Here is a 13,425-nt window from a genome sequence, read left to right on the forward strand (position 1 = left end):
GCATTGCTTCTTTGACGGGAGCAGTGTATCTTCTTGTTCGCACGTCTACCTCCTATCCAGAAACCAATGGATAAGGAGGTTTTTTGCATGAAAAGAATACTTGGAATCCTAATGATTAATATCTTCATCGTTATGGTGGGCGTTGGTTTAATTACCCCCATCCTGCCAGAACTGGTCATTGAGTTTGGAGCCAGTGGACGGGCGATCGGTTTATTGGTAGCAGCCTATGGCATGACACAATTCCTGCTCTCTCCCCTGACTGGACAGCTATCTGATCGATATGGGAGAAAAGCATTCATCGTCGCAGGTGTCATTGTTTTTGCTGTGGCTAAATTTATCTTTGCTATTGGAGATGAGCTGTGGATGCTGTATACCTCAAGACTTCTGGAAGGAATGGCAGCAGCCCTGATTGTTCCACCTATGATGGCATATGTAGCGGATATTACAACAACCGAAGAACGCGCCAAAGGGAACAGCCTGCTCGCCGCAGCCATGTCATTCGGATTTGTTATTGGACCTGGACTGGGTGGTCTTCTTGCAGGATATGGAACGAGAGTGCCGCTTTACGCAGCGACAGGTGCTGCTATGGCTGCTGTTATTTTTTCAGTGTTTTGTTTGCCTGAAAGTTTATCGAAAGAGCAAATGAAAGCAGCGCGGGCAAGAATGATTCAGAAGGAATCTATTTACAAACAATACGCAAGATCGTTGAAGTCAAAATATACGATGCTCTTTGTACTTGTCCTGGTGATGACCTTTGGACTCGCTAATTTTGAATCTGTTCTTGGTTTATATGTAACGAACCGCTTCCAATTCTCACCTCAAAATATTGCTGTCATTCTGACCGCAGGTGCTGTGATCGGAGTCGGTATGCAAGCATTAGTTGTTGCTAAAATAATCAATAAGTTTGGTGAACAAAGGGTGATCAAAGGATCGCTTCTTTTCACCTCAGTTGCTTATATTTTATTTCTCTTAGCCAAAGATTTTTGGAGTATCTTCCTTGTCACTTCCCTTATTTTCTTTGCCACAGCTATGCTTCGTCCAGCTCTTAATACACAATTATCGAAGATAGCCGGGAATGAGCAAGGATATGTAGCGGGTATGAATAATGCCTATATGAGTGTCGGGAATATTTTAGGCCCTACTCTAGCAGGATTTTTGTTTGATGCAAATCTGTTCGCTCCATTCATAGCAGGCTGTTGTATTCTGTTGATTACTTTTTTGCTTACATTAAAATTGAAATAAAAGAGGACAACTGATGAGCAAAAGGCAGCTACGGGTTCGAGGCTTATTTTTCAATGCCCGGCTGTAGCTGCCTTTTTATTCAGTCTAAACGCTTATTTTAATAAATACTGTAATTCCCTTTATTCCGCTTCCCCGCTCAGACGATTCAAAAACTGAATAGCCCGTGGACTGGTGGGCTGCTCCAGAACCTCATGCGGCGTACCCTGCTCAACGATTACACCCTGATCCATCAAAATCACATGGTCCGCGACCTCAGCTGCAAATTTCATTTCATGGGTGACAATGACCATGGTCATCCCTTCGGCGGCCAGTTGCTTCATGACCTTAAGCACCTCGCCTACCAACTCGGGGTCAAGCGCAGAGGTCGGCTCGTCAAACAATAGTACCTCAGGTTCGACCGCCATTGCCCGGGCAATACCGACCCGTTGCTGCTGTCCTCCCGACAACTGATGCGGATAGGATTCCGCTTTATCAGCCAACCCCACTTTTTTTAGCAATTCCAATGCACGTTTGCGCGCCTCATCCTTGCTCTTTTTCTGAACCGTGACTTGTCCCTCCATCACATTTTGTACTGCTGTCATATGCGGGAAGAGGTTGTAGGATTGAAATACCATCCCTGTCCGTTTGCGCAGTGCCAAAATGTTTTCTTGCCGGAGCTTCGTCACTTTCGCAAAATTCAGTGCAATATCCCCTACTTGGATCTCTCCTTGGTCAGGAATTTCCAGCAAATTCAAGCAGCGTAAAAGCGTTGTTTTACCAGAACCGGAAGGACCGATGATAACAAGCACTTTCCCCTTACCCAACGTCACGTCAACACCCTTAAGCACTTCCAGCGAGCCGAACGATTTGTGTATATTCCGAATTTGGATCACCGGTACAATCTCCTTTATCTGACGGAAAAACGGCCTAGTCGCTTCTCCAGGTAATTTTGCAGCACAGTCAAAATGGTGCTAAATAGCAGGTAAATAACTCCCGCCTCGGTATACACCAATAGCGGTTCGTATGTGGTAGCTACAATCTGGTTAGCTGTTCTGAACATTTCCACATAGGTGATGGTCGCTGCCAGTGAGGTATCCTTCACTAAGCTGATGAATGAATTAGCCAACGGAGGTACGGACACACGGGATGCTTGCGGAAGCACGATACGCCGCAATACTTGCCAGCGCGTCATACCCAGAGAGTATCCCGCCTCCCATTGGCCTTCCTGAATGGATATGATAGCCGCACGCATAATTTCAGAGCTATAAGCCCCTACGCTGAGGGTAAAGCCGATCACTGAAGCAATAAACGGGTCCAGTGTAATACCTACGGAAGGTAAACCATAGAAAATAATATACAATTGCACCAGCAAAGGAGTTCCTCGAATCACCCATACATAGAAGCCGAAAATCAGCTTGAGTATTCTCCATTTGGACAGCCGGGCCAACGCTGTAATCAGCGCCAGCACGAGTCCAAGAGCAAAGGAGATAAGCGTGAGCGGAATCGTAAAAGAAACCCCTGCTTTTAGCAGAGGCAATAATGAATCGATAATGATTTGTATTTGACGATCATCCATTGTACAGACATCCTTTGAAAAGATAGGTTTGGGAAGATTCGGTTCGACTTGGCGAACGTTTGGTCTTCATTTATTATTTGGATACGTCAGCTCCAAAATATTTCTCGGAAATTTTCAGGTACGTACCATCAGCTTTCATATCAGCCAGCGCTTTGTTTACTTCCTTGATCAAATCTTCGCTGCCTTTATTGAATACAGCTGCGCTGTGTGAAGCATCTGGAGATTCGTCCACCTTTTTGATGGGTGCGTCAGGCTTTTGCTTTTTCAGATCAAGATAGGATAATCCATCATTGACGGTCGCATCCACCCGTTTGGAAGTGAGGAGGTCGATGGCTTGGTTGAATCCCTCTGTTGCCACAATTTCCGCACCGTTGCTTTTCGCGATTTGAGTCAGGTTACTGGTCAGGGACTGCCCAGCCTTTTTTCCTTTTAGATCAGCAAATTTCTGGATGTCTGTATTGTCTTCGCTTACGATCAGAACTGCCTTGGAGACAATGTACGGATCGGAAAAATCATATTTTTGCTTGCGTTCATCTGTAATGGATACTTCATTGAACACCGTGTCAAACCGCTTGGAGTTCAATCCTGCGAATATGCCGTCCCATTGCGTCTCGATAAACTCCGGTTGTACCCCCAGGCGTTTACTCACTTCAGTCGCAATATCGACATCGAAGCCTGTCAGCTTACCAGCAGCATCATGGTAGGTAAACGGAGCATAGGTACCTTCCGTGCCAATTCTTAGCTTGCCGCTTGCTTTTACAGATTCAAGAGTAGCTGTAGCAGTAGTATCTGCTTTTCCATTATTAGATCCGTTATCTCCGGTAGATGCATTATTGGTACTGGCGCCTTTATCGTTGTTACCGCAGGCCGAAACCAGCAATGCCATCACAATGAGTACAATCGGCAAAAAACTAAATTTTTTCATGATATCCACACTCTTTCCCTTTTTCTTGATAACCTAGCACGCGGCTGGTCATTGAATAGTACATCATTCATTTTCACGCGTCAATGCTTTTATCCAATAATCCCTATGCAAAAGGTAAGTTATATATCTTTGCAGCCTAAAGTAATTCTAGGTTGACTCTTTCATTGGCAGGCTATTCATTACAACTCCCCTCAGAGCAACTTTTTCTGTACCCTTACGTTAGAGATTTCGTATAATAGGTTTTAATATGCAGTTTAGAAATATACCGGAGTGTGATCATGGATACCCAAAATTCAACCTTATCCTCTACATCACCTGAAGGAAGTCACTCGGCCTGGGCTACCTTCACTTCACCTTTAAAACAATCCAAAGCGTTCACCTTGTTGTGGCTTGGACATTGGATCGCAATGTTGGGGAGCTCAGTCACCACAGTCATTTTGCCACTGGTTATCTATTCCCTAACAGGCTCGACTACTATCATGGGACTGGCGATGACTGTTTATATGCTGCCTAACGTACTTATTTTGCCTTTCGCAGGAATGATCGTGGACAGAATTGACCGAATTCGTCTCCTTCTGTTTACGAATATCGCCCGGTTTGGACTGATGTTCATTGCAGCGGTGCTGATGTTTACAGGCGGGATGAAATTGCCGCTACTATTCGTTGGCCTAGCGTTATACGGATTGATGGACGGTATCTTTAATCCCGCTTATTCTGCCTTACGTGCACAGGTGTTCACACCGGACATACGCAATGCAGCCAACGCGCTTAGTCAGATCAGTATACAAGCCGTCCGTCTACTTGGCCCTCCGTTAGGAGGCTTCATTGTATCTTTTTCCTCACCGGGTGTCGGCTTTGGACTGGATTCCATCGCTTATCTGATATCTTTTGCCTGTTTTTGGATGCTGAGCGCTCATTTGGCCTCCATCATCGGCAAAGGTCAGGTAGATCCAGAACAGCAAGATCAGGGTGGACAGCATTTTCTCAAGGATTTTATCGCAGGCTTTATCATTCTCAAAAGCCACCCCTGGCTATGGATTACGATTCTTGCCTTTTCCTTCATTAATATTTGTTATTCAGGCATTATCGCTGTACTCATTCCGTGGCTGTTCAAGGTTCATCATGGCTACAATCCAGTCGTATACGGCATTGCGATGGCAAGTAGCGGCATTGGCGCCATGCTGGGGGCCTTTGTGTATGGATCACGCAAACATTGGAAGCATCGCGGTCTGCTCGCATACTTAGGAGCTTTTGTCAGCGGCCTTGCTTTACTACTGTTGTCTGTAGTCACTTGGATGCCAGGACTGATTATGAGCATGATGCTCGAAGGATTTGGCATTATGATATTTGCGATTATCTGGGAGACAAGCCTTCAGGAATTAGTCCCAGCCGAGTCCTTTGGACGTGTAGCTAGTCTGGATCTAATGTTTTCCTTTGCCCTGCTCCCTGTCGGCTATCTGGCCGTAGGTGCTGTAGCGGATAAGCTTGGTGGTATGTTCACAATTGGCATGTTTGCAACCATCGGCATGTGTATCGTGCTGGGCGTTCTAAGTGTTCCTCATATCAGGCGTTTTCAATAGGAAAAATTCGTCACTTTTCCTCAAAAAAAGCTGCTCCCACAGGTTCATTTTCGAACCTTGCGGAAGCAGCTTCTTTTCCATTTTAGCCTTGCGCCCCATAGGGCTAGTCTATTCAATGATTCGTAAAGTTAGCCTCTACTCCGTCCAACGGAACGGAAGATCAAGCTTACAATCACGACCAGCACAATCGCACCAATTAATGCAGGAACGATGTAGAACGATCCGATTTCTGGACCCCAGTTTCCCAGAATCAAGCTACCCAACCATGCGCCGATAAAACCAGCGATGATGTTACCTATCACGCCACCCGGAACATCACGACCTGCAATAATTCCTGCCAACCAACCAATAATACCACCAACAATCAATGCCCATAACCAACTCATTTTGCGTCACCTCGTTTAAGTTTTTATCGTTGTGTTCTATTATTAACCACTCGAACTCCTTTTGAACACACAAAAGACGATTGGTTAATATTACCACAGAACGGAACACTGATTTAGGGACTTGATACCATCTTACGTGCCTCTACGACTATTTATACCCCTTGTGTGAAAAGTGTGTCTAATATGCGTTCATCCTTGTATTCCTGCTTTTTTTGTGCCATCCTCACATTATGGCTTCATTAATGTCACTTCATGCATAAGTTACAAAAATAACAGATTTTAAGGAGTGACCCCAACTGGAGTGTCGAGTAGGATGTGCCGCGTGCTGTATTGCCATTACGATTTCTTCCCCTATTCCCGGCATGCCAGATGGAAAACCAGCTGGTGTTCCTTGCCCTCAGCTCACTTCCGATTACCGTTGCCGATTGTTTGGCAAACCTGAGCGCCCAGTTGTATGCAGTGGATTCCATGCTGATGAGGATACGTGTGGAAGCACTAATGAAAGAGCATTTGAACTGCTGAGAGAGCTGGAGGAGTCAACTTTACCGGGTAAAGCTTAAGGAGAAGTTCATTCTATATGAAGGAGAATTTTAATTATGAATGTTATTGAAAAAAGAATTGCCGAATTAAAGCAATATCGGCCCGATCTTACCGCCCCGAAGGATATCGATTTATTCTGGGCCAAAACATTGGAAGAAGTACACACCAAACCTGTACGTGCGTTCAAAGCTCCCGTAGAAACACCATATCCTCATATCCTTGCCTACCGGGTTACTTTTGAGGGTGTCGATGATACGCCTCTGCATGCCTGGTATGTACGCCCCCGATTTGCCGGAGATCAAAAGCTGCCGTGTATCGTTCTGTTTCATGGCTATACAGGCGGAAAAGGCTATCCTGAAGATTATTCCTCTTGGCTCATGCTTGGCTTTGCTGTATTGGCAGTAGATGTACGTGGTCAGGCAGGAGAAACGGGAGACCGTCTGGGTGATCCTCACGGTACGGTTAAAGGCTGGGTAACGAAAGGAATATTGGACAAGGATACCTGCTACTACAAAACGATTACAAGCGATGCCCTTAGAGCCGTAGATTGGGTAGCGGAGCAGTCGGATGTTGATTCGGCTAAAATCGCAATCAGTGGCGCCAGTCAGGGCGGCGGACTTTCATTAATGGTGGCTGCGCTCAGCGATAAAGCTGCCATTACGGTCGCGGATATCCCCAATATGTGTCATATGGATTTTGGTATGATGAATTCTACCAGTTCACTGACGGAAGCAGCTGAATTCGTCAACCGATTTCCGGAGCATTTGGAGCAGGTACTACATACATTAAGTTATTTTGACGTGATGAATCTTGCTCATCGCATTCGTACCCCGATCATGGTATCGGTAGGGTTCAAGGATACTGTGTGTATGCCAGAGACGATTTTCGCCGCTTATAACCGTATTGAATCACCGAAAACGATTGAAATTTATCCGTTTACCGGACATTGGGTTGAAGGCTTTCAAAGACGCAAAACGGCAGAATTTTTAGTTCAGCATTTTTCATAATTCCTCCAGTGCACAAAAAAAGAACACCACGCATCAAACTGCGTAATGTTCTTTTCTACTGTATCGGGGCCAGTTCCGCTTACGCTAGACAAACTCCTCGACACTTCACACGAAAAAATCTTCTAAGATTACGATGCAGCTCGCTGTTCTGCTGCCGAATCCCCTGTCCATTTTCGCACCCAAACAAAATCCATAATCATCAGACCAAACGGGATGAAGGAGGCAAACATAATAAAAAGAGGCCGCCGTATAGACCAGTGCAGTGCTGTTTTTCCATAGATTAAAGCAACGAGGAGCAACAAAAAGCTCACCCGGTATATGTTACCAATCACCATAACCGCCTGGGTCATGCCCGCAGCTTGCAGCGGCTGGTGGGTGAATAGTATCGCCAAATAAGCTATAGCTTGAATCCAGAGCACAAGTCGGACACGCCCCAAAGGTGTTCTTAACACAAATTCAATCCCCTCTCCATAAGCAAGGATGTTCTCTCATCCTTTACACATCCTTTATTATAACGAAAAGGTCCCCAAACTCCAACCTATCCATTTTTGAGTTTTGACCTAATGAGTTGTGTCTGATACAGTTGTGTAAGAGGTGATTTTAAATGCTTAAACTGGGTATACTGGACCAGTCTCATATTCCTGAAGGCGGTACTGCTCAGGATGCATTATCCAATACAACAGATTTAGCGCGTGAAGCTGATCAACTGGGATATAGCCGTTATTGGGTATCCGAACATCATGCGTCCAAAACACTAGCGCACTCCAGCCCTGAGGTGCTGATTGCGCATTTGGCTGCTCACACATCACGCATTCGTGTAGGTTCAGGCGGTATTATGCTACCACACTACAGCGCGTATAAAGTCGCCGAAAACTTCCGCTTGCTGGAGGCACTCCATCCAGGACGCATCGACCTGGGAATAGGGCGTGCTCCCGGTGGTTTACCGCTGGCTACTCGTGCCCTGCAGGAAGGCAAGTACCAATCTGTCGAACAATATCCACAGCAGATTCTCGATTTAATCGACTACTTCCATGATTCGGTGCCTGACAATCATCGATTTGCCGGTCTTCATGCCTCCCCGATGATATCGACCGTCCCTGAATTATGGTTGCTCGGCTCCAGCGGAGAAAGCGCTAGATTGGCTGCGATGATGGGTGCCTCCTATGCCTTTGCCCAATTTTTCGGGACTCCAGGTGGTGTAGAAGCTACCGCACGTTACCACGAGCAATTCCAGCCTTCGATCCTGGGTGATAAGCCCCATTCCATGGCGGCTGTGACGGTGGCCTGCGCGGAAACCGAAGAAGAAGCTGAACAACTTGCGTCCAGTGCTAGTTTGTATTTCCTTTTGCTCATGCAAGGTAAAGAAATGAGTTCTCTTCCGTCAGTGAAAACAGCAATGTCCTATCCGTACACGGAGTTGGATCGTGAGCGGCTGCGTCAATCCGCAGCATGGCGTGTTGTTGGTACCCCTGAACAGTGTAAGGAACAGCTGCTAAGACTAGCTGAGCAGTATCGTACCGATGAGTTACTGGTCGTTTCATCCATACATGACTTTGATAAACGTGTTCAGTCCTACCGTCTGCTGGCCAAAGCTTTTGATTTGGTATAGACACAGTTGAACGGAGGCTGAGCTTCAGAAACATAAAAACCCCCGCCTGCCTATAATGGCAACAGCGGGGGTTTGTCGTATGAGAGGGGTTCATTGGAACCACCCACTCTGCACTATGGAAGTAATTCAAGCACCACAAAAGTCGAACATCATCTGGTACTTTGGTAGTATATATACCGAAACTAAAGTGTTAGTCGTTACCTTCTAAAGTTCCAGTCCTCATATACCAAAGGGGCATATTCTATACTCCAAACCTTGGAAATATTCCACCCAAAAGTCCCATATCTTTACTCGTTCCGATAAAGTTAGTAACGATTAAATTCTAAGGCTCTATCCCCCAAACCAGCTTACCCTGCTGATATACAGTGCCATGGTCCCAGTTTGCGAATGCAGTTTGGGTAGCACCATAGGAGTAATCGTTGGTCTCATCAAAATTGCTCCAATTTGCAGCATGAATCCGGGGTTGAATTTCTCCGCTTTCCCCTCCGGGCTGAATCGTTCCCGCTCCATCTGTGAAAGAGATCTCCATATATTTATCAGCCTTAGCCTTTGGATTCGGCAATGTTACAAATGTTGCTTTTACCTTTTCATTGCCAATCCTGGCCCAGTCTACAAAAAACTGCTGAGCTTGTTTGCTTTCATCTGTGTAATAGTAGCGAATTTTTAGATCACTCAACTTCACAGCTGTTTTCCCTGTATTTTTGATATTAAATTCAGGACGGATTGCGTTATCCTTGGCGTTCGTGTCACCGGTGCGATACTGAAGCACAATCCCTTGATCGTTACTGCCTGGTGTACTTCCTCCGTTACCGTTATCGCCGCCGTTGTTGCCACCACCGTTATTACCGCCAGTGTTGCCGCCATCTCCGCCGTTATTCCCACCGTTGTTTCCGCCTCCACCATTGTTGCTGGAGCCTTCCAGAATCGCCTGTTTTACGAATTTGCCGGAAGCGGACAATTGTGAATCAGGCCATCCTCCCTTACGGTCAGCACCAGGCAACAGCGCAGCAGAGGTCTCATTTTTATCTGCCAGCGACCAGTTAGCCCAACTGATTCCACGGCTTGCCAGAAAATCAGTCCATACTTTGGATTCATTCAGGAACGGACCACCGTTACCCGAAGCATCGCTTGTACCCCACTCGGTAGCAAATATGCCCACGCCTTTGTTCAGCGCATAATCGACCCGATCGCGCAAGTACTGTCCATGCGTACCCGCATAGAAATGTACGGTATACATTGTATTCTTGTCTGGAAGTGGATGGTCTGCTGCATCATGTACATCCTGACTCCATGTGCCTGTTCCTACAATAATAATATTGTCCGGGTCCTTAGCACGAATAACCTGAGATACCTCAGACGCATAAGGTCGGATTTGATTGTTCCAGTTCACATTCCCATTCGGCTCATTGGCAAGCTCATAGATTACATTAGGCAAATGGCCGTACTGAGTCGAAAATTCATTAAAGAAAGCTTTGGCTTCATTTTTATGAATGTTCGGATCGCCATCTGAAAGAATGTGCCAGTCAATAATGACGTACAAGCCCAGTTTCTGTGCTGCCTCAATCGCTTCCTTCACTTTATTTTTCAAAGAAGGATTGGCGATATAACCATCTTCTTCAGTGTACAGTGCAACCCGGAATACGGAAATGCCCCAATCGTCCCGTAGCCATTTCATAGAGTCCTGATTTACCAGATCCCCAAACCATTGGACGCCGTGAGAGCTAATACCTTTGAGTTGTACAGGTTTACCGTTTTTATCCACAAGTTTGCCATTCTTTACTGAAAGTTGTCCGTAACGTTCCACAGGGGTCGTCCCAGCAGCCTCTGCTGTTTGCGTATTCCAGTTGAATCCGTTCGTTAACGTTAACAGTAATACTGCTGTTAGCATGACTGCTACTCTTTTTGCGATCCTTGGCAGGATCCATTGCCCATTCATCATTTACACATTCCTTCCTTTTTATAAAGTAGATGAGACTTATCAGTACGTTGTTCTCCGCTCTTTTGCCCCCTCCTTCATACAACAAGAGGATCAGGTCCAAACATAGATGTCACTTACCTGTATATGGATGATACTACTATTATAGTTAGTTTCATGTTACATTTCGACTTTATGATAGAAAATGAACAGGAAGTCACGGTTTTGGGATGTGTTCTGCTTAGTTGGCTACTATAGAGTACTAAAGGGACAAAAGACTCATTTACCAATTGCAAAATTTGGAGAATTTTAGTTGTTTAATAAAAAAAGACTGCTTCCCGATGCCTTGGCTCGGTATAGCAGTCTTATAAATGATCTTATATGTGATCGAATAATGTTACAAATTTCGTCTTAACGTAGGATCTCCCTATTACCCCTGAACAGTTGCTTGAGGTTCTTTGGTCGTCTGATCTTCCTTCATATCGCCGCCATCCGTCGCTTGATCTGTCAGTACAGTCTCAGATGAGTTACCTATTACCTTGTCTATAAGTTGCAGCCAAGGTTCTTCACTACCTCCACAGCTCTCAATATCACCGAGCAGGGACTCTAGCGTGGTTCCTTCTTCTGGCAAATCAATAACTAAACTGTCTTCGTCAACTTGGATGGTGCAGCAGGTTTTCATTGTAAATCCCTCGCTTAATTCATATTTGAGCATGCAGTAAGCTAGCTCAGATGGGATGAACTCCCATGGATTCCGGGATAAGCCCTTTGAATCCGTCTGAAATTATAAACCTAATGCACATCAATTGCAATGAACAAACCTTGAATTTTTAAGAATTAGCGAGTGTTACAGAATGGATATCTAAACGAAATGTTCGCTACAGTAATTTTGGATATATAGAGAATCATTTCAAACACTCAGCGAGCTCCGTAAATATCACCCCAAGCGCATAAGCCCCCGCATCTGGATAACCGAGGCTTCTCTCTCCGACCGTTCCGGCACGACCCATGCGCGCCACGATGTCTTCCGTCTTTTTGGCCCCTGATACAGCGGCTTGAGCACCACTTACAAAGGCTGCCTTCACATCAAAATCTAATTTTACGCTCTCCAACCAGCTATCCGCACATGGCACTAATGCATCTATAAGCGTTTTATCGCCAACGACGGCTCCTCTGCCGAAAGAACGTTCGCCTGTTGATTGTATGCCTTGCACCGCAGCCTGCATCATATCCGCGAATTCGGAAACGGTGAGTTCGGTTCGTTCGCCCGCAGATCGTGCCGCTGCGCGAAATGCTGAACCCCAGATCGGACCCGAAGCGCCACCGCAATATTCCATGATGACGAGCGAGCATGAATGAAGAAAGGCTCCCATCGTCAAAGAATCTTGATTCAGGATGTCTCTCCATTCTCGTTTCAGCTGACGAAATCCCTTAGCAACGCTCATGCCAAAGTCGCCGTCGCCTGCATGAGAGTCAAGATCGCAGAAAGGTACCTCATTCTTGATGATAACCTCGCTCATCTTATCGACTAAATAGATAAGATTGTTCAACGTAACTTTGTTGTTCTCAATAACCGCGAAGGCAGGGTCCGTTTCCACCTCAAAGGATACTTGACGCTTTTCGTCTGCTACAGTTGAAATATCCGTGAATACGACATGATCAACAGGTCCAGCCACCTTGAACGCAGGTGCGTTGCTTTCATGGGAAAGGAGCGTTTTCAGTTCGTTGTCTAGCTTCATGATGGAAACCGAGATGCCTGCCATATCGATACTCGTCATATAATTATTGACAAAAGTGCGATCGATCGTGATCCCCTTCGCTGCTAGTTCGCGAGTGACCGAATGGTTGAAGAGGTACAGTTCTTGCAGAGGCGTACCGCCGAAACCATTGATCAACAGGGCGATTTCTCCGCTGAATCCAGTTTCAATCTGCATGTCTCGAAGGAGATCGGTTACCATTCTGCCTGCCAACGTATCCGCATCCGTCAGCTTCTCACGGCTGGTCCCAGGCTCGCCGTGAATGCCGACGCCGTACTCGATTTCATCATGCCCGAGATCTAATGTTGGCGTGCCCTTCGCCGGCACGGTACACGAAGTCAATGCGAATCCGATACTGCGTACATTCGCAGCGGCTTTCTCGGACACTGCTTTAACTTCCGCCAGACTCCGGCCCTCTTCCGCCGCTGCACCCGCGATCTTATGGACGAGTACCGTTCCCGCCACCCCGCGCCGTCCGACCGTATATAGGCTGTCTTCTACAGCGATGTCGTCTTCAACCTTTACATAGTCCACTTCCAGACCGTCTTCAGTGGCCAGATGGGCGCCGTTTCTAAAGTTCATAATATCGCCGCTGTAATTTTTAATAATCAGCAGCGCACCTTTTTTCCCGGTTGTCGCTCGGATGGCCTGATATACTTGAATTTGTGAGGGAGAGGCGAAGACATCACCGCAGACCGCGGCATCGAGCATCCCTTTGCCAACAAAGCCGGCGTGGGCGGGCTCATGACCACTGCCACCGCCGCTGATGAGCGTTACTTTCTCCGCGTTCAATTCCTTTTTTTTGAGCACTTTGTATTTTGGCAGAAATTCCAGCTCGGGATGCGCGAGCGCAATACCGCTGCACATCTCAAGGACCAAATTTTCCGCACGGTTAATGACCTTTTTCAT

Annotated in this window: 13 protein-coding genes; 5 read left to right on the forward strand and 8 right to left on the reverse strand. The window is 46.3% G+C overall.

Going from position 1 to position 13,425, the window contains the following annotated elements; translation table 11 throughout:
- Positions 1-87: 87 nt before the first annotated feature.
- Positions 88-1,242: an MFS transporter gene (locus GRP75_RS06905; RefSeq protein ID WP_160788943.1), complete on the forward strand. Its 1,155-nt coding sequence runs from the start codon at positions 88-90 to the stop codon at positions 1,240-1,242.
- A gap of 119 nt (positions 1,243-1,361) precedes the next feature.
- Here the strand turns inward: GRP75_RS06905 and GRP75_RS06910 are convergent, their stop codons facing one another.
- From GRP75_RS06910 to GRP75_RS06920, 3 genes are all read right to left on the reverse strand, one after another.
- Positions 1,362-2,114: an ATP-binding cassette domain-containing protein gene (locus GRP75_RS06910; RefSeq protein WP_160788930.1), complete on the reverse strand. Its 753-nt coding sequence runs from the start codon at positions 2,112-2,114 to the stop codon at positions 1,362-1,364.
- A 14-nt stretch (positions 2,115-2,128) separates the two neighbouring features.
- Entirely contained in the window at positions 2,129-2,797 is a 669-nt protein-coding gene (locus GRP75_RS06915; protein WP_023989825.1) for an amino acid ABC transporter permease, read from the reverse strand.
- Between the two features lie 73 nt (positions 2,798-2,870).
- Positions 2,871-3,722: an amino acid ABC transporter substrate-binding protein gene (locus tag GRP75_RS06920; RefSeq protein ID WP_023989826.1), complete on the reverse strand. Its 852-nt coding sequence runs from the start codon at positions 3,720-3,722 to the stop codon at positions 2,871-2,873.
- A gap of 278 nt (positions 3,723-4,000) precedes the next feature.
- Between GRP75_RS06920 and GRP75_RS06925 the strand changes: the two genes are divergently transcribed.
- Complete coding sequence (locus GRP75_RS06925) at positions 4,001-5,302, forward strand: MFS transporter (protein WP_160788931.1); 1,302 nt, start codon at positions 4,001-4,003, stop codon at positions 5,300-5,302.
- Between the two features lie 128 nt (positions 5,303-5,430).
- Here the strand turns inward: GRP75_RS06925 and GRP75_RS06930 are convergent, their stop codons facing one another.
- Positions 5,431-5,688 carry a GlsB/YeaQ/YmgE family stress response membrane protein gene (locus GRP75_RS06930; RefSeq protein ID WP_023989828.1) on the reverse strand — a complete coding sequence of 86 codons (258 nt, stop codon included), beginning with the start codon at positions 5,686-5,688 and terminating at the stop codon, positions 5,431-5,433.
- A gap of 296 nt (positions 5,689-5,984) precedes the next feature.
- Here GRP75_RS06930 and GRP75_RS29555 point away from each other — a divergent pair, with 296 nt between their 5' ends.
- Both GRP75_RS29555 and GRP75_RS06940 read left to right on the forward strand, forming a co-directional pair.
- Positions 5,985-6,248: a YkgJ family cysteine cluster protein gene (locus GRP75_RS29555; protein ID WP_013311446.1), complete on the forward strand. Its 264-nt coding sequence runs from the start codon at positions 5,985-5,987 to the stop codon at positions 6,246-6,248.
- A 36-nt stretch (positions 6,249-6,284) separates the two neighbouring features.
- A complete protein-coding gene (locus GRP75_RS06940) occupies positions 6,285-7,235 on the forward strand; it encodes an acetylxylan esterase (RefSeq protein ID WP_160788932.1) in 951 nt (316 codons plus the stop codon).
- Between the two features lie 128 nt (positions 7,236-7,363).
- On the opposite strand, the gene GRP75_RS06945 is transcribed toward GRP75_RS06940, so the two are convergent.
- Positions 7,364-7,687 carry a DUF3817 domain-containing protein gene (locus tag GRP75_RS06945; protein WP_160788933.1) on the reverse strand — a complete coding sequence of 108 codons (324 nt, stop codon included), beginning with the start codon at positions 7,685-7,687 and terminating at the stop codon, positions 7,364-7,366.
- A gap of 152 nt (positions 7,688-7,839) precedes the next feature.
- On the opposite strand from GRP75_RS06945, the gene GRP75_RS06950 reads away from it, so the two are divergent.
- Entirely contained in the window at positions 7,840-8,844 is a 1,005-nt protein-coding gene (locus tag GRP75_RS06950; protein WP_029515656.1) for an LLM class flavin-dependent oxidoreductase, read from the forward strand.
- 322 nt (positions 8,845-9,166) lie between these two features.
- Here the strand turns inward: GRP75_RS06950 and GRP75_RS06955 are convergent, their stop codons facing one another.
- From GRP75_RS06955 to dhaK, 3 genes are all read right to left on the reverse strand, one after another.
- Positions 9,167-10,783, reverse strand: a complete 1,617-nt coding sequence (locus GRP75_RS06955; RefSeq protein WP_160788934.1) for a cellulase family glycosylhydrolase — start codon at positions 10,781-10,783, stop codon at positions 9,167-9,169.
- Positions 10,784-11,189: 406 nt separating this feature from the next.
- Entirely contained in the window at positions 11,190-11,441 is a 252-nt protein-coding gene (locus tag GRP75_RS06960) for a hypothetical protein (protein ID WP_160788935.1), read from the reverse strand.
- A gap of 223 nt (positions 11,442-11,664) precedes the next feature.
- Entirely contained in the window at positions 11,665-13,425 is a 1,761-nt protein-coding gene (dhaK, locus tag GRP75_RS06965) for a dihydroxyacetone kinase subunit DhaK (RefSeq protein WP_160788936.1), read from the reverse strand.

Source organism: Paenibacillus sp. OT2-17, assembly GCF_009827695.1.
GTDB lineage: Bacteria > Bacillota > Bacilli > Paenibacillales > Paenibacillaceae > Paenibacillus > Paenibacillus polymyxa_B.

What these genes read in the sequence shown, in the direction of transcription:
- GRP75_RS06920 (WP_023989826.1), bottom strand. Translation starts at nt 3,722, where the DNA reads ATGAAAAAATTTAGTTTTTTGCCGATTGTACTCATTGTGATGGCATTG.
- GRP75_RS06960 (WP_160788935.1), bottom strand. Translation starts at nt 11,441, where the DNA reads ATGAAAACCTGCTGCACCATCCAAGTTGACGAAGACAGTTTAGTTATT.
- GRP75_RS06925 (WP_160788931.1), top strand. Translation starts at nt 4,001, where the DNA reads ATGGATACCCAAAATTCAACCTTATCCTCTACATCACCTGAAGGAAGT.
- GRP75_RS06950 (WP_029515656.1), top strand. Translation starts at nt 7,840, where the DNA reads ATGCTTAAACTGGGTATACTGGACCAGTCTCATATTCCTGAAGGCGGT.
- GRP75_RS06955 (WP_160788934.1), bottom strand. Translation starts at nt 10,783, where the DNA reads ATGATGAATGGGCAATGGATCCTGCCAAGGATCGCAAAAAGAGTAGCA.
- GRP75_RS06930 (WP_023989828.1), bottom strand. Translation starts at nt 5,688, where the DNA reads ATGAGTTGGTTATGGGCATTGATTGTTGGTGGTATTATTGGTTGGTTG.
- dhaK (WP_160788936.1), bottom strand. Translation starts at nt 13,425, where the DNA reads ATGAAAAAGGTCATTAACCGTGCGGAAAATTTGGTCCTTGAGATGTGC.
- GRP75_RS06905 (WP_160788943.1), top strand. Translation starts at nt 88, where the DNA reads ATGAAAAGAATACTTGGAATCCTAATGATTAATATCTTCATCGTTATG.
- GRP75_RS06915 (WP_023989825.1), bottom strand. Translation starts at nt 2,797, where the DNA reads ATGGATGATCGTCAAATACAAATCATTATCGATTCATTATTGCCTCTG.
- GRP75_RS06940 (WP_160788932.1), top strand. Translation starts at nt 6,285, where the DNA reads ATGAATGTTATTGAAAAAAGAATTGCCGAATTAAAGCAATATCGGCCC.